Source organism: Erythrobacter sp. K21-9 (genome assembly GCF_055808355.1).
On the sequence record NZ_CM147866.1, the window covers coordinates 874,595 to 889,883 of the forward strand.

The 15,289-nt window shown below is 60.7% G+C and carries 15 protein-coding genes and 1 pseudogene; 9 read left to right on the forward strand and 7 right to left on the reverse strand.

Annotation, left to right across the window (positions count from 1 at the left end; all coding sequences use genetic code 11):
- Nucleotides 1-28 precede the first annotated feature (28 nt).
- The 7 genes from AC0L39_RS04380 (at nt 29) to AC0L39_RS04410 (ending at nt 5,562) form a co-directional block, all read left to right on the forward strand.
- Nucleotides 29-814 (forward strand): SDR family NAD(P)-dependent oxidoreductase, encoded by a 786-nt coding sequence (locus AC0L39_RS04380; RefSeq protein ID WP_473261023.1) that lies wholly within the window; start codon nt 29-31, stop codon nt 812-814.
- Nucleotides 815-1,160: 346 nt separating this feature from the next.
- Complete coding sequence (locus AC0L39_RS04385) at nt 1,161-1,865, forward strand: pilus assembly protein (RefSeq protein ID WP_473261025.1); 705 nt, start codon at nt 1,161-1,163, stop codon at nt 1,863-1,865.
- Nucleotides 1,866-1,875: 10 nt separating this feature from the next.
- Complete coding sequence (locus AC0L39_RS04390) at nt 1,876-2,640, forward strand: hypothetical protein (protein WP_473261027.1); 765 nt, start codon at nt 1,876-1,878, stop codon at nt 2,638-2,640.
- Nucleotides 2,641-2,696: 56 nt separating this feature from the next.
- On the forward strand, nt 2,697-3,272 hold the full coding sequence (locus AC0L39_RS04395; RefSeq protein WP_473261029.1) for a TadE/TadG family type IV pilus assembly protein: 576 nt from the start codon (nt 2,697-2,699) through the stop codon (nt 3,270-3,272).
- Nucleotides 3,272-3,907, forward strand: a complete 636-nt coding sequence (locus tag AC0L39_RS04400; RefSeq protein ID WP_473261030.1) for a TadE/TadG family type IV pilus assembly protein — start codon at nt 3,272-3,274, stop codon at nt 3,905-3,907. The genes AC0L39_RS04395 and AC0L39_RS04400 overlap by 1 nt, the downstream gene beginning before the upstream one ends.
- 234 nt (nt 3,908-4,141) lie before the next feature.
- Nucleotides 4,142-5,014, forward strand: a complete 873-nt coding sequence (locus AC0L39_RS04405) for a crotonase/enoyl-CoA hydratase family protein (RefSeq protein WP_473261032.1) — start codon at nt 4,142-4,144, stop codon at nt 5,012-5,014.
- 71 nt (nt 5,015-5,085) lie between these two features.
- The gene (locus AC0L39_RS04410) at nt 5,086-5,562 is read left to right on the forward strand and encodes a MarR family transcriptional regulator (RefSeq protein WP_473261034.1); all 477 of its coding nucleotides are present in this window, start codon (nt 5,086-5,088) and stop codon (nt 5,560-5,562) included.
- Nucleotides 5,563-5,645: 83 nt separating this feature from the next.
- Here AC0L39_RS04410 and AC0L39_RS04415 read toward each other — a convergent pair whose 3' ends face one another.
- The 7 genes from AC0L39_RS04415 to AC0L39_RS04445 form a co-directional block, all read right to left on the reverse strand.
- Nucleotides 5,646-6,647: a type II secretion system F family protein gene (locus tag AC0L39_RS04415; protein WP_473261037.1), complete on the reverse strand. Its 1,002-nt coding sequence runs from the start codon at nt 6,645-6,647 to the stop codon at nt 5,646-5,648.
- An 18-nt stretch (nt 6,648-6,665) separates the two neighbouring features.
- Nucleotides 6,666-7,637 (reverse strand): type II secretion system F family protein, encoded by a 972-nt coding sequence (locus tag AC0L39_RS04420; RefSeq protein WP_473261040.1) that lies wholly within the window; start codon nt 7,635-7,637, stop codon nt 6,666-6,668.
- A gap of 132 nt (nt 7,638-7,769) precedes the next feature.
- Complete coding sequence (locus AC0L39_RS04425; protein WP_473261042.1) at nt 7,770-9,053, reverse strand: pilus assembly protein CpaE; 1,284 nt, start codon at nt 9,051-9,053, stop codon at nt 7,770-7,772.
- Between the two features lie 2 nt (nt 9,054-9,055).
- Entirely contained in the window at nt 9,056-9,715 is a 660-nt protein-coding gene (locus AC0L39_RS04430; protein ID WP_473261044.1) for a CpaD family pilus assembly protein, read from the reverse strand.
- 19 nt (nt 9,716-9,734) lie between these two features.
- Nucleotides 9,735-11,345 (reverse strand): type II and III secretion system protein family protein, encoded by a 1,611-nt coding sequence (locus tag AC0L39_RS04435; protein ID WP_473261047.1) that lies wholly within the window; start codon nt 11,343-11,345, stop codon nt 9,735-9,737.
- Between the two features lie 104 nt (nt 11,346-11,449).
- A complete protein-coding gene (cpaB, locus tag AC0L39_RS04440) occupies nt 11,450-12,472 on the reverse strand; it encodes a Flp pilus assembly protein CpaB (RefSeq protein ID WP_473261049.1) in 1,023 nt (340 codons plus the stop codon).
- Nucleotides 12,473-12,560: 88 nt separating this feature from the next.
- Entirely contained in the window at nt 12,561-13,043 is a 483-nt protein-coding gene (locus AC0L39_RS04445; RefSeq protein ID WP_473261051.1) for an A24 family peptidase, read from the reverse strand.
- Nucleotides 13,044-13,154: 111 nt separating this feature from the next.
- Between AC0L39_RS04445 and AC0L39_RS04450 the strand changes: the two genes are divergently transcribed.
- Both AC0L39_RS04450 and AC0L39_RS04455 read left to right on the forward strand, forming a co-directional pair.
- Entirely contained in the window at nt 13,155-14,156 is a 1,002-nt protein-coding gene (locus AC0L39_RS04450; protein WP_473261053.1) for an alpha/beta fold hydrolase, read from the forward strand.
- Between the two features lie 46 nt (nt 14,157-14,202).
- Nucleotides 14,203-15,286 (forward strand): annotated as a pseudogene (locus AC0L39_RS04455) (NAD(P)/FAD-dependent oxidoreductase).
- The last annotated feature ends 3 nt before the right edge of the window (nt 15,287-15,289 follow it).

Here is a 15,289-nt window from a genome sequence, read left to right on the forward strand (position 1 = left end):
CACTCAAAATTCACAAGAGGATTTTTCAATGGAAGTTTCAGCCAACACCCCTGCCGTCGTCACCGGCGGCGCCTCCGGCCTCGGCGCAGCCACCGCACGTGCGCTCGCCGCCAAGGGCGCGAAAGTCGCAATCTTCGATATGAACGAGGAGAAGGGCGAGGCAATGGCCGCCGAAATCGGAGGCGTCTTCTGCAAGGTCAACGTGACCAGCGACGACGATGTCGATGCAGGCTTTGCCAAGGCCCGCGAAGCGCACGGTCAGGAGCGCATCCTCGTCAACTGCGCCGGCATCGGCAACGCGATCAAGACCGCCAGCCGCGACAAGCAGTCGGGCGAGATCAAGCACTTCCCGATCAGCGCGTTCGATTTTGTGATCCAGGTCAATTTGATCGGCACGTTCCGCTGCATCGCCAAGTCGGCGGCGGGAATGATGACGCTCGACCCGATCAATGAAGACGGCGCGCGCGGCGCTATGGTCAACACCGCATCGGTCGCTGCCGAAGACGGTCAGATGGGCCAGGCGGCCTATTCCGCATCGAAGGGCGGGGTGGTTGGCATGACGCTCCCCATCGCGCGCGACTTGATGCGCGAAGGCATCCGTGTGAACACCATCCTGCCGGGTATCTTCGAAACCCCGCTGATGAACGCCGCCCCGCCGCAAGTGAAGGAAGCGCTCGCCGCCTCCGTCCCGTTCCCAAAGCGCCTCGGCAACCCTGAAGAATATGCCAAGCTTGCCATGTGCATGATCGAAACCGGATACTTCAACGGTGAAGACGTGCGGCTGGACGGAGCGATCCGCATGGCACCGCGTTAAAACTCAAATCGCCATCAAGGCATTTATCGCCGTCCGTGCACAGGCATGGGCGGCGATTTTCGTTTTGGGCTCTCTGAAGCTCCCGCATCCGCCCGCGCTCTCAACCTGTAAATGCGGCAGTACGGTCATATCCTTCCAAGCGACCATGCGATCTCAATGAACAGGTTATCACGACCTTGAGGTCTTTCGATGCGGCGACGTCGAAAACCGTACTTATCTTTGAATTTATTACAGAATTGCCATGCTTAATTTCCAGTAAACCATTGTGGCTATTAGGAAAATCCTCAAAAGTTAACGAATTGGATACGATTCCCCAATATTGCGCTTAGTGACTTTGGAGGTTTTAATGCCGAACTTTATGTCACGCCTAAGGCAGGACACTGCTGGTAACACGATAGTCATCTTCGCCGCCTCACTTATTCCGCTAGTCGGCATGGTCGGCAGCGGGCTCGATGTGAGCGTAGCGTATATGGCGCAGGCCAAGCTCCAGAATGCCTGTGACGCAGGTGTTCTGGCGGGGCGGCAGGCCATGCAGGGGAACAGCTGGAACAGCGAAGCCGAAGCCGAAGCCAACAAGCTGTTTGATTTCAACTTCCCCAGCGGGACCCATGGCGTGCAGGACGCAAATTTTAATATTTCGCAGGACCCTGACGACCCGGCGCAGCTTGTCGGATCGGCAACTGCAACCGTACCCACGGCATTGATGAAGGTGTTCGACTTCGACAGCATCGACATTGCCGCCGATTGCGACGCCAAGCGCGACCTGGGGCACAACGATGTCATGGTCGTTCTCGATGTGACGGGTTCCATGAACAATGCGCCATCGGCTGGCGGCGGGACGAAAATCGCGCGCCTGCGGACTGGTGCCATGGGTCTTTATCGCGCGCTGGACGATGCGGCGAACGGATCGATCACACGATTTGGTCTGATGCCGTATTCGCATACTGTCAATGTCGGGGGCTCTCTCGATAACAACGACATTCTAGTCGACCAGGAGTATGTCGACCGCAATGTTGAATGCGGTACGATGGTCCTGCTGGTATGTATATGACACGAAAACCGTGAGTATCGACGACTCATCCTGGGACGTCTCAGGGGGTGCTGAGGCAGACCTAGAAGCTTACCGCACGAGCGGAGAAGCCTGCATCGAGGAACGCCCGAGCATCGGTAATGACTACACTCCGTTCGAGATTGACGACTTAATCCGCCGGGCCGATGTGGATGATAGGGCAACAAGCGGTAGTGATACATTGCACCAGTTCGGTCGCTACGATCCAGACGTGCAGGAAGGCGAATCGCAGGACGGCTGCCCGTCCCCAGCGGTGCGACTGCAGGCTTACGGAAGCGAGTCTGATTTTCAGACCGCCGTAAACACTGCCACAGCCAATGTAACCGGTGGTACTTACCACGATGTCGGGATGTTGTGGGGCACGCGCTTCATTTCTCGCACCGGCTTCTTCGCTGGGGATAATCCGACGGAAATTGACGGCATTGCGGTCAATCCGCACATCGTTTTCATGACCGACGGCATGCTCGATACAGGTGATCGATTGTATTCTGCGCACGGCGTCGAGCGCTATCAGGATAGGACTGACACTTGGGATCTGCAGACTGCAGCGCACCTTTCTCGCTTCGACTCGGTTTGCGATGTCGCAAAGTCGATGGGGGTTACAATCTGGGTGATCGCGTTGGATGTCACCGATACGGATGACGTCGAGCCCTGCGCCACCAGCAGCGCGCACTTCTACACCAGTGACGGTTCCGATCTTGAAGAAGTCTTCGAGCAGATCGGTCAGGGTATCGGCAATTTGAGGCTCACGAAATGACTTTTCTTTGCAACCTTGCCGCCCGTCTGCGCCGTGATACGTCGGGCGCGACCCTCGTGGAATTCGGGTTCATAGTCGGGCCAATGTGTGTTCTGATCCTTGGCGGGCTGGATCTAGGATACCAAAGCTATGTCCGTTCTGTCATGCAAGGCGCGCTTAACGATGCTGCGCGTACTGCAGCGGTTCAGAACCCAGAATTCAGTTCCGAAGGCGAGACCGTCGAGGAGCAGGTGGAAAACATGATTCGCGATAGGGTCGACACCGTTGCGTCGAGCGCGACGATCACCGTTACCCAGAGGAGCTTTTTCGAGTTCTCTGACATCGGCAATCCGGAAAAATTGATGACTGACGTCAACGGCAATGGCGCGTACGATGAAGTCGACGGCGATTGCTGGGAAGATGCCAACAACAATGGCGAATATGACACCGATACCAATTCGGGAATCGATGGCCGCGGTGGAGCGAATGATATCATTTTCTATACCGCCAACGTGTCGACTCCTCGCCTGTTGCCGCTCGACGGCATGATTGGTTTGCCATCGACGATCGACATGACATTGGAGGCTGCGGTCCGCAACCAGCCCTACGGCACGCAGGCGACGCCGCCGGTCATCTGTGCGGAGCCAATGTGATGAGCAAAATTGATCGCCTCTTAATGCGCCGGATGCAACGCGATGAACGCGGTGTTGCGATGATCGAGTTTGCATTCGCAGCGCCGATGTTTCTTGTGCTGGTCTTGGCCGGGCTCGAATTGTCCAACCTGGCAATCTCACATCTGCGCGTCAGCCAGCTTGCAATGACTGTGGCGGACAATGCGGGCCGCGTCGACGTGGGTATTGACGAAGCCAATATTCACGAGGTTTTTGCCGGTGCCGGGGTAGTTGGCAACGCGCTCGACTTCGAACCGAATGGCCGCGTGGTGCTTTCTTCGCTCGAAGACAATCGGCAAAGTGGAACTGATGCTGGCCAGATGATCAGTTGGCAGCGTTGCTGGGGCTCACTCGACGTCGATCCGGCTTACGCGGTCGAGGGCGATGGTGCCGATGATGATCTGCTCGAAGACGGTATCGGTCCAAGCGACAATCTGGTTTTCGCCAGCCCGAATGCCGCGGTGATGTTTGTGGAGGCGACCTATGAGTACCAACCGCTCATTTCCTCCGGGTTTTTCGATGCGCCAACCATCCGCTATGAAAACGCCTTCACCGTGCGCTCGCGCCAGAACAACGTCCTTAGCAACACGCAGAATCTCACTGAGCTGACTTGCTGACAGGGCGAAAGCGGTCGGGGTAGACCGCGCCCGATTGGCCCTATGCCGCCGCGTCGCAGCGCGCGCGGCCCAGTCAGATATTCGCTTTCCTACATCGCCGCACCGCCCTATCGAATTGGGCGATGAAAAGGCCCTTCCTTTCCCTTATGGTGCAGCCGGCAGGCCGTCTGCTAAAGGCGGACCTTTTGACCCCAGGACACTGTCTCATGTGTCTCACGGTGCACGGAGGGAAACATGACAGACTACACCCAGATCCTCGTCGAGAGGGAAGACGGCATCGCGACCATCACGCTCAATCGTCCGGACAAGATGAACGCCTATACCCGGACTATGGGGGCGGAGATCATGGCGGCGATGGACGATATCGATGCCGATGACAGCGTGCGCGCGGTGATCTTCACCGGGTCGGGCGAGCGGGCCTTTTGTGCCGGGGCGGACCTGACGCCGGAAGGGGGAGGGCATGTCTTCTCCGACCCGACCGAGGTCGAGGATCTAAGCGATCCGACCGTGCGCGACGGCGGAGGGCTGCTCACCTTGCGGCTGTTCGAATCGAAAAAGCCTCTGATTTCAGCGTGTAACGGCGTAGCTGTGGGCGTCGGCGCGACGATGCAGCTGGCGATGGATATCCGGTTGGCGAGCGATACGGCGCGCTTTGGCTTCGTATTCGCACGGCGCGGGATCGTGCCCGAAGCCGCCTCGAGCTGGTTCCTGCCGCGCATCGTGGGGATCAGCCAGGCGCTCGAATGGTGCTATTCGGGCCGGGTGTTCGGCGCTGCGGAGGCGAAGGAAGGCGGGCTGGTGCGCTCGGTCCACTCGCCGCAGGTCCTGATGAACGAGGCGCGCGAGCTGGCGCGCGAGATTGCGCAGAACACTTCGGCAGTATCGGTGGCGATGACGCGGGCAATGATGTGGCGGTTGATGAGCGCGGACCACCCGATGGAAGCGCACAAGATCGATAGCCGCGCGATCTACCGCCTGTCACGCGGGGCCGACGCGAAAGAAGGGATCGCAAGCTTCCTCGAAAAGCGCGAGCCGCGCTACCCCGCCAAGGTCAGCGAGGACATGCCCGATTTCTACCCCTGGTGGGATGAGCGCACCTACGAATAGGTCAGCCAGGCGGCGCGCCTTGCGCGCCCGGCACTTGCCAACCGCGATGGTTTCAGGTGATACCACTTCGCATGAGTGACGACACCCTCGAAAACAGCGCCGACTGGAGGCTTGCGGGCTTTCTCCCGTACCAGCTTTCGATCGCATCCAACGCGGTCAGCGACCTGATCGCGGAGCGCTATCGCAAGCGCTTTGGCCTGAAGGTCACCGAATGGCGGATCATGGCGGTGCTGGGCGATGGCACGCAGCGGGCCTGCACGCAGCAGGCGCTGACGCAGGTGACGCGCATGGACAAGGTCGCAGTCAACCGGGCGTGCAAGGTGCTCGAAGAACGCGGGCTGATCCAGCGCGTCCCGAACGAGGCCGACGTACCGCTCGCACCTGCTCGAACTGACAGAAGAGGGCGCCTCGATCCACCGCGAGGTGATGCCGCTTGCGCTGGCGACGGAGCGCGAATTGTTCGAAGGCTTTGCGCCGCACGAACGCGAGCAATTCCGCGATCTGCTGGACCGGATGCACGACCGCGCGGCGACGCTTGCGGGCGATAGCTGACCAAAGAAAAGGGTCGGCCAGGCGAACCTGACCGACCCCTTTACCGTGCGAGCATCGTGCCTCGATGTACTCGCGTGACTTACTCGCGGTTGATGAGAGTATCGGAGATCGCACAGGCCGCTGGGCCAAGGATCACGATAAACAGAACCGGGAGGATGAACAGGATCAGCGGTACCGTCATGATTGCCGGCAGACGCGCGGCTTTCTCTTCGGCGCGCATCATCCGCTCGTTACGGAATTCGGCCGACAGCACGCGCAGCGAGCTGGCGAGCGGTGTACCGTACCGTTCGGTCTGGATCATCGTCGTGACCACGCCCCGGACCGCTTCGAGATCGACCCGGTAGGCAAGGTTGTTGAAGGCGAGGCGGCGTTCGTTGAGGAACGACAGCTCGATCGCGGTGAGGGCGAATTCGTCGCCCAGTTCCGGATAGGCGCGGCCCAGTTCCTTTGCGACGCGATTGAACGCGGCGTCGACGGTCAGACCGGCTTCGGCGCAGATCACCAGCAAGTCGAGCGCGTCGGGAAGGCCTTTCTGGATTTCCTTGGTGCGCTTCGACGACTTGTTGCCGAGGTACAATTCCGGACCCTTGTAGGCCAGGAACACGACCAGTGCAGTAGCGCCAAGGCGAGTGAACGGTCCCCAATCGGGGAAGAATTCGACGACGTAGATCATCAGGAACGCAAATGCGCCCAGCACGATCGGCAGGATCGCACGTGCACCGATGATGTAGACCGCCAGTTCCTTATTGCGGTACCCGGCATGAGCCAGCTTCTGCTGAACGGCTTCCAGCTGGCTTTGCTGGAGCACCTTCATGTTGCTCAGCTTTTCTTTGACCTTGTCGGTGTTGTCGGTCTTGCGAACCAGACTTGCGCGCTTTTTCGAACCCTGGGTGATGATCCCGGCCTTCAGCTCGTCGCGGCGCTCGTTGAGCGATTTGACGCGCTTGGCCATCGGGTCCTTGATCGTGACCGCGGCGTAGATTGCCATGATCACGGCAAAGGCGGCGAGGCCGGCCAGCACGGTTCCGACGAGAATAACGTCAAAGCCGAGCAGAGTTGGTCCTGCGGGTTGTTGAAGCATGATTGTTGTCCTTCCCGCCTAGATTTCGAAACTGACCATCTTGGCCATGATGAAGACCCCGATGCTCATCCACACCAGTCCGCCAAGGCCGGCCACAATCAGGCGGTCCTCGTAGAAAAATCCGCCGAGATAGGTCGGGTTGACCATGTAGACCATGATGAAGACGAGGAAGGGCAGCGAGCCGACGATGTAGGCGGAAGCTTTCGATTCCGAGCTCATCGCCTTGATCTTCAGCTTCATCTGCGAACGCTTGCGCAGCACGTCGGCAAGGTTCGACAGCGTCTCTGCAAGGTTACCACCGGTCTCGCGCTGGATGGCGAGGGTGATGCAGAAGAAGTTGAATTCCGGAATGCCCAGGCGGTCGGCGGTTTCCTGGAGCGAATCCTCCATGGTCTTACCGATCTTGATCCGCTCGACGATGCCCTTGTACTCGGCACCAACCGGCCCGGGAACTTCCTGAGCGACGACAGCAAGCGTCTCGGTCACAGGCAGGCCCGAACGCAGTCCGCGCACCAGCAATTCGATGGCATCGGGGAATTTCTCGTTGAACTTGGCGGTGCGCTTCTTGATGAAGTAACCGACCACGAAGTGCGGAATTCCCGCACCGATCAGCAGGCCAACGCCAAGCGACAGCAAGAACGCGCCCGATTGCAGGTAAATCGCCATCGTGATGACCAGCGCAAGGCCGATCGATGCGTAGATATACTGAGTAACGGTCCAGTCCTTACCGGTCCGGTCGAGCCGGGTGGTCAACGCTTCCACGCGCGAACCGGAGCCTGCGACGCGGTGCGCTTTCGGCTTGCGCGCAGCGATCGCCTTTTTCAGCTGCGATTCAACCTTGGTGTCGGTGTTCTCCGAGTGGCGATACCGCAGCGCGTCGAGGCGGCGCTTTTGCGCCTTGCCTGCACCCGAACCGGTCACGAGGAGGTAGCCCACCACGATCACGACAAAGATTACGCCGGTAATGAGCAGTGTTTGGGTAAAGTCCATACTATTGCTTCCCGCCAAGTTCCTACGTTGCGCTGCGCCAGTCGCAGCCTTGCCTCAAGGCCGATCAGACGGCCCGCCCCGCCGCCCCGAACGTCCGCAAGGCGGATGATCGGAGGAGAGGTGAAGAGCGGCTTATTCAGCCGGTTCTTCCACTTCGGCTTTGTCCTTCTTCGCCAGCAGCGATTTCAGGTCGAAGCCGCCGAGGAGCGATTTCTTGTCTTCGCTGAGCGAGGACAGATCTTCTTCGGTTGCGCCGATGATGCGTGTGCCAATCTGGCGGATCACGGCGCTTGCCTTGCTTGACTTGTTCGCTTCGACGAACACCTGGCCAAGTTTGGCTGCGTTGGATGCGGCCTTGATGTCGTAAGGGACAACAAAGTCGATCTTGCGTTCGATCGAGGCTTCGAAATCGGCCTTGCTGATCTCGGCTACGCCAGATTGCACCTTGTTGGCGACAATCATCGGGTGTGCGTGAGCAGCGTTGGTCTTGAGCCACGAAAGGACACGGATCGTGTCGCGCGCCGACGCCAGCGTGAGTTCGCAGGTCAGAACGACCAGGTTCACGTCCGCGAGCAGGTGCGGGAAGTTGATCAGCATGTTGCGCGGCATGTCGATGACGGTCATTTCGAACGCCTGGCGGAATTCCTCCTCCAGTTGCACGAACGCTGCGCCATCAGTCATCAGCGGTTGGCTGATCGGTGCCTCAGCCGAGAGGATCGAAAGCTTTTCATTGGCGCGCGTCATGGCACGCTCGATGAAGAGGCCGTCAATACGGCTCGGATTGTCGATCGCATCGGTCAGTCCGCGGCCCGGTTCCAGATCCAGCGCAAGCGCGCCGGTTCCGAAGTGGATATCGAGATCGAGCAGCGCAGTCGGCGAATCGTGCTCGCCGCTAAACAGCCATGCCAGCGAGGTTGCCAGCGTCGAGGCACCGACGCCGCCACGTGTTCCCACGACGGCTGTCGAAATGTGCTTCTTGACCGCTTCGCCGTCACCCGACTTGGGCGAGGTGAAGACTGCCAGCGCCTGATTGAGCGCATCGTGCAGTTGCTGTGCATTCAATGGCTTCAGCAGATAGTCGTGAATGCCGCTCGCGACGAGGTCGCGGTACAGGCGAACATCGTTGACCTGGCCGATGGCGATAACCACCGTGCCCGGCTCGCAGACTTCTGCCAGAGCGTTGATATCGTTGAGCGGATCTCCGCTTTCCGAAAGATCGACGATAAGGATGGCCGGGCTCGCGCTGACAGAAAGCGACTGGATTGCATTACGCAGGCCGCCCTTATTGCACTTTTCGGGCTGCCAGCCCATTTCGATTACGACCGGGCGTAGCACGTCGAGTGCGGCATCATCGCAGATATACGCTGCAAAAGCGTCACGATTTCCGGGCAAACCTGATTTCCAGGGAGCGTTCATGATTACTGTCCTCCTTGACCTTGAGCATTCTGCAGACCAGTTGCGCCGGTCGGCGTGGCTTCACGATAACTATCAATTGCCTTGGTCCCTGTGGCGATCACGGTTTCACCCGTGCCTTCTTGCCCTTCGAGCAGGTCCTGCGGGTTGGCGACCATGGCGGCCAGGTTGCCGTTAACGGCGCAACCGTAACCCGGGCTTGATCCATTGCCGTAATTCATGTCCGAATTCGCCGACCAGTCCGGGCAGCCCGGAACCGAAGCGGTTGAGCGTGAGATGACCACGCGGGCCTGACCAGGCTGGAGATAGCCAGCGGTCGTCGGTGCGACTTCTTCGACGATCAGGCCATAACGTCCGGCAAGATCATTGACGGCATTCGTCACGGCGGGGCTGTTCGAAGGATCTTCCACCGTGACCCGGTCGCCGTAGCGGAGGTCCATGGTTTCAAACCACCCATTCAGCCGGGACTGCTCGGAAATCGGCAGGCCTTGCGCGTTGGTGTTCACGTCGAAAGTGAAGTTGGTTTTTTCGACCACTGGCTGCTTGGTGCTGTAGAGCGACGTGTTCGTCGGCATCCCCCCGCAGCCGGCAAGGACCAGCCCCATCGAGAGTGCAAGAGCGTGTAGCGGCGCCTTGGCCAGTTTGCTTTTAAATGCAGTGTGCATCGTTCTCACCTTTCTCGAATTAGAGGCTGAAGCCAGGAGCCGCGGCGTCTGCCTTACGGTCCTTCTTACGCTTTTTCTTATCGGCCCGGCGCGGATCCTTCGGAGCGCTGGTCGGGACGATCGCAGCCGGATCGGCATTGCTGATGTCCGGGTTCGGAGCGTCCGGACCCGATGCAGTCGGACCGGGACGCTGTTCGCCCGAGACGCCGGCGTTATCCTGGTAGCCGATGAACTGCTCGAGCTCGTTGGCTGAACGGAAACCGTCGGTCGGCAGCTTGATGTCACGGTCGTTGACCGGTTTCACCAGATACGGAGTAACCACGATCACCAGCTCGGTTTCGCCGCGGCGGAACTCGCGTGAGCGGAACAGGTTGCCAAGGATCGGAACGTCGCCGAGGCCCGGTGCCTTGTCGAGCAGGTTCTGCGAATTGTTGCTCATCAGGCCTGCGATCATGAAGCTCTGGCCGGAGCCGAGTTCCACAGTCGTCTCGGTGCGGCGGATAGTGAGCGCCGGGACCTGGAAACCGTTGAGCGTAACCGCGCCCTGGGTCGACAGCTCGGACACTTCAGGGCGAACCCGCAGCGAAATCCGGCCATTGGCAAGGACGGTTGGGGTGTAGGCCAGGCTGACGCCGAAGTCGCGATACTCGATCGAGACATTGCCGAGCCCTTGACTGACTGGGATCGGGAATTCGCCGCCAGCAAGGAACGTGGCGGTTTCACCCGAAAGCGCGGTCAGGTTCGGCTGCGAAAGCGTGGTGATTAGGCCGAGGCGCTCCGAGAGATCGAGCGCGCCAAGGACATCGAGGCCGAACAGCCGTCCCAAACCACCAAGGGTCGTGTTGCCATCGGAGTTGATACCCGGACCCTCGATAACGATGTTTTCGCCGGTGGTCGGATCGACACCGACGATCAGGCCGGGGTTTTGCACGCCGTTTCCAACAGCAAGCGGACCGTCAAGACGGAAATCGCCGTTGCCGAGCTGGCGACCGGTGCCGATAGCACCGCGGAAACCGCCGGTCGAGAAGTCATAGGTCGACAGGTTGCCGCCGATCTGGCGAACAAGGCTGCGGCTGACTTCGGCGAACTTCACCTGCAGGTTGACCTGCAGCGGAGTTGCGGTCTTCAGACGGCTGATCACATTGGCTTCTTCGCCGAGGAAGGCCTGGACGAGGCGCTCGGCCTCGGCTGCGTCCTCCGGAGCGCCGACTGTGCCGGTCAGAAGGACAGTGTTGGTCCCCATCGTGGCAACATTCACGCTCGCATCGGGCATGGCCAGGGCCAGCATCTGATCGACGCTGCCGATGTTCGAGCCTACCCGGATATTGGCCGAGAAGATCACATCGCCGCGAGCATTGCTTGCGTAGATGGTCGTCTCGCCGCCGGATTTGCCGAAGACATACAGCTGGCGCTGCGATTTGACCTGGACATCCGCGACCCCGTCATTGGCGACGAAGACGTCGGCCATCGAACCAGGGATCGTTACCAGCTCGCCCTTGCCGATCGACAAGACGATTTCCTGGGTCGGGCTGACGACTTGCTGTGCGGTTGCGGTGCTGACCGGAACTGCGGCAAGCGGCGCTGCGGCGATGGATGCCAAAAGCAGTTTGGCAGTAAGTTGGCGTGTCATCTTTCGACCCCCCATGTGTTTCGGCTTGACCGCAGGTGCGGCTTGGAAACGGTGTGTGTGACGAAGCATTGCTATTCCCCTGAGCGTTCGGTCAGCTTGCAGGCTCAACGTGAGCCGCTGACCGGCACTTCGCTGGTGGCCTTGCCGCGGGTTACGCGGACGGTCGGACCTTGATGGACGGGAACGCCGCCAGCTTGAGCCGGGACACCCGGTGCTGCTGCGGTGCGGGCCGTGTTAAGAGCGGCCTGCGCCTTGCGTTCTTCCTGAAGGCGGAACTTCGACACATCGAGCGCGGTCTGGAATGTCTGCTTGCCATCGACCGGACGGCCAATTGCAGTTTGCAGGATACGCTCTTCCTCTTCGGCCGAAGCGCCGTCGGGGATGTCGATGTCGCCATTGGCGATCGCGCGGTCGAGCTCGGCCTGGTTGTCCGCGATCGAGCGCAGGACGAGGCTGAGTGTACCCATGGTCTGGGCGACAGCGACCTTTTCGGCGAGCTTCGGAGTAACTTCGAGCGTCACCGTGCGGAATGCACGTACGATAGTCTTGTTGTCCTCATCCTTGACGGATTCGGTCGACTGGTCGGTGGCGAGGACGCGCAGGTTGCGAAGGATGGTCTCGGCGCCTTCCAGATCGACATCGGTGATCACGTTTTCGAGCGATTGCGTGAGAACGAGGTCGACGCGGTCACCCGGGAAGACAAAGCCTGCAACACCGGTGCGAGCCGAAACCGGCACGGTGACAGCGCGCATGCCCGGGCCAAGCGCCGCAGCAAGAAAGCCGCGGTCGCCGGGGCTGACAAGCGAACCTTGCGTCACAGGTTCACCGGCGGTCACCGGGAAGCGCACGACAGTGCCCAGAAGCTGGTTCACATCGGATTCTCCGCTCAGGAAGTATGCGTCCTGAACGAGTTCTTCCGGCCATTGCTGGTAACCCAGCGCATCGGCAGTGATGATGGTGCCCGCAGGCAGAGCCCGGTTGGCGACAAGCACCTTGGGTCCGGTCGGTTCGGGGGCCGCGACGGCCTCCGGTGCGGCACCTTCGGCGAACATGCTGCGCGCAAGAAAAGCAGTGCCGACCGCAACGATCAGCGCTCCAAGCAGCAGTACCAGCTTCTTCCTATCCATGGCTATTCTAGCCCCCTCGTTTCGGCCCTAAAAAATGATCGGGCGGGTATGGTTTCAATCCGTACGTCCGAATTGGTTAAGATGAAGTTCACGCCACCGGCATGTTCTTCGGAAGGTAGTTGACGGCGAGCACCCAGAGCCCGCCGAATGCGATTGCGACACCGTATGGAATTGCGAGGCGTTCCTTTTGCCGGCGCAGGAAATGCCAGCCGCCCATCACGACAGTGAGCACGCCGCCGGCGATCGCCATGATGATCAGCAATTGGAGAAACGCGGTCGGCTCGATCCACAGAGCGAGCGCAGTCAGCAGCTTCACGTCGCCGCCGCCCATCAGTCCGGCTGCGAACATCGCGGCCAGAACGGCAAAGGCGGCAAGCGCCACGCCAAGCTGCATGGCGACGCCGGGCCACAGCGAAAGCCCGCTGCTCCACCAGAACAACGGCGCGCCAATGGCAATGGCCAGGTTCAGCTTGTTGCTGATCTGGCGGCTGCGCATATCTGTAAACGCGGCAATAAGCAGTCCGATTGCCAAGGCAATCAGCAGCCCGTAGTGAAGGTAGGTCGTAAGCATCTGGCCCCCAGGGGTTGCCTGTCGAACGGTCCGGCAGGTCCTCTTGAGTGTTGTGCTACAGGCGAGTGCTTACCAAACAGTAACCACGACCAGAGGGCAGATATTAGCCACGTGAGCAAAGCTTCTTCAGTTACCAAAAAGCCGCAGTCCGATCCGCCGATCGATCGCCGGGCCATACCGCCTGCTGCGACAGAGGGCGTATTCGAGACACATGACGGTCACGTCCTGCGCCGGATCGACTGGCCCGGCGCGCGCGAGGATGAAAGCGCACAGCGCGGGTCGATCCTGTTTTTCCCGTACCGCGGCGACAATTACGAAAAATATCTCGAAAGCCTCGAAGAATGGCACCGCGCAGGCTGGCGCGTCACCGCAGCCGATTGGCGCGGGCAAGCGGGCAGCGGACGGCTGGGCAAGGACGAGGTCACCGGTCACATCGAGGACTTCGGAATCTGGATCGACGACCTTACCGAGCTTTGGCAGGCCTGGAAGGCCGAGACCCCTGGTCCGCACATCCTCGCGGCGCATTCGATGGGCGGGCATCTTCTCATGCGCGCGCTGGTCGAACGCCGGGTCGACCCGCAGGCGGTATTCCTGAGCGCGCCGATGCTGGGCATGAACGGTCCGCCATTGCCGCTGCCAATGCTGCACGGCGTCGCGACCGTGATGACCAAGGTCGGCGATCCGACCCGGCAGGCGTGGAAGTGGAGCGAGAAGCCCGGTGAACTACCGATAGGACGCAAGACATTGCTCACACACGATCCGGAACGCTACGAGGACGAGCAATGGTGGCGCGATCGCCGGCCCGAACTGGTGATGGGTCCGGCGAGCTGGCGCTGGGTCGAGCGGGCTTATGCCTCGTGGCGCAAGCTGGAGGAGCCGGGCGCGCTTGAAAGCGTGACAACGCCGGTCCTGATCGTCTCGACCAGTGCCGACAAGCTGGTGAGCCACGCGGCCAATGTCCGCGCAGCGCAGCGGCTGCCTAATGGCAAGCTCCATGAATTCGGCGAAGAGGCCGCACACGAAATCCTGCGCGAGGTCGATGATGTGCGCCGGGCCGCGATGCAGGCCATCGCAGATTTTCTCGACACTCACGCTCCGGCGAAAGCAGCCTGAGCGCGTGACGCAGGTGGTTTACGATTTTGCGGTGATCGGGGCGGGGATGGCCGGCGCCAGCATTGCCGCCGAGCTTGCCCCTTACGCATCGGTGATCGTGCTGGAGGCCGAAGATGTGCCCGGCTACCATTCGACCGGTACGCTCGGCAGCGTTCTGGGAGGAGTGCTATGGCGGGCCGGGCGTCGTCCCGTTGACACTCGCATCGGGGAAGTTCCTGCGCGAACACGGCTTCCTGCGCCCGCGCGGTGCGCTGTATGTCGGGCAGGCCGGAGACACGGCAAAGCTCGATGATTTTCTCGACACGTTCAGCGGCACAGGCGTCACGATCGAGCGGCTGGGGCGTGAAGGCCTCGCCAACCGCATGCCGCATATGCGGGAGGAATGGTGCGATGCGATCTGGGAACCGGCCTGCGCCGATATCGATGTAGCGGGCCTGCATCAGCATTACTTGAAATCGCTCAGACAGGCCGGAGCGCAGCTGACCTGCCGCGCGCGGGTCTGCGGGCTCGAACGAGACGAAGATGGCTGGCGGATCGTTGCCGAAAGCGGGGAAACCTACCGCGCTCAATCAATCGTCAACTCCGCCGGGGCGTGGGCCGATACAATGGCGCAGCTCGCCGGAGCGCGTCCCCTGGGCATCGATCCCAAACGCAGAACCGTTGCCCAGTTGCGGGTCTCGCCCGAAGCGCCGGCCGGCATGCCGTTGGTGCTCGACATCAATGGCGGGTTCTATTTCAAATCCGACAATGGCCGCTTGTGGCTCAGCCCGCATGACGAAATCCCCACCGCTCCATGCGATGCCGCACCAGAGGAGATCGACGTCGCGCGCGTGATCGACCGATTCCAGCACGTGACCGACTGGAAAATCGAAGCGGTCGAGCGGCGCTGGGCAGGCCTGCGCAGCTTCGCGCCGGACAGGCTTCCGGTCTACGGCCGCGACCCGGAAGTGCCCGGTTTCCTATGGTTTGCAGGGCAAGGCGGCTTCGGCATCCAGACCGCTCCTGCCGCCGCACGCCTCGGCGCTCAGATCATGCTCGGGAACGCGCCGGACGCGATGACCCGCGAAATTGACCCGGCCCGCTACACACCGGCACGCTTTCATAACGCTGCTGCGAGCGCCGATGCCTAGCCA

Bases quoted from the DNA above. Each gene is read 5' to 3' on its own strand.
- AC0L39_RS04385 (WP_473261025.1), top strand. From the start codon at position 1,161: ATGCCGAACTTTATGTCACGCCTAAGGCAGGACACTGCTGGTAACACG.
- AC0L39_RS04400 (WP_473261030.1), top strand. From the start codon at position 3,272: ATGAGCAAAATTGATCGCCTCTTAATGCGCCGGATGCAACGCGATGAA.
- AC0L39_RS04430 (WP_473261044.1), bottom strand. From the start codon at position 9,715: ATGCACACTGCATTTAAAAGCAAACTGGCCAAGGCGCCGCTACACGCT.
- AC0L39_RS04420 (WP_473261040.1), bottom strand. From the start codon at position 7,637: ATGGACTTTACCCAAACACTGCTCATTACCGGCGTAATCTTTGTCGTG.
- cpaB (WP_473261049.1), bottom strand. From the start codon at position 12,472: ATGGATAGGAAGAAGCTGGTACTGCTGCTTGGAGCGCTGATCGTTGCG.
- AC0L39_RS04380 (WP_473261023.1), top strand. From the start codon at position 29: ATGGAAGTTTCAGCCAACACCCCTGCCGTCGTCACCGGCGGCGCCTCC.
- AC0L39_RS04405 (WP_473261032.1), top strand. From the start codon at position 4,142: ATGACAGACTACACCCAGATCCTCGTCGAGAGGGAAGACGGCATCGCG.
- AC0L39_RS04410 (WP_473261034.1), top strand. From the start codon at position 5,086: ATGAGTGACGACACCCTCGAAAACAGCGCCGACTGGAGGCTTGCGGGC.
- AC0L39_RS04445 (WP_473261051.1), bottom strand. From the start codon at position 13,043: ATGCTTACGACCTACCTTCACTACGGGCTGCTGATTGCCTTGGCAATC.
- AC0L39_RS04415 (WP_473261037.1), bottom strand. From the start codon at position 6,647: ATGCTTCAACAACCCGCAGGACCAACTCTGCTCGGCTTTGACGTTATT.
- AC0L39_RS04425 (WP_473261042.1), bottom strand. From the start codon at position 9,053: ATGAACGCTCCCTGGAAATCAGGTTTGCCCGGAAATCGTGACGCTTTT.
- AC0L39_RS04435 (WP_473261047.1), bottom strand. From the start codon at position 11,345: ATGACACGCCAACTTACTGCCAAACTGCTTTTGGCATCCATCGCCGCA.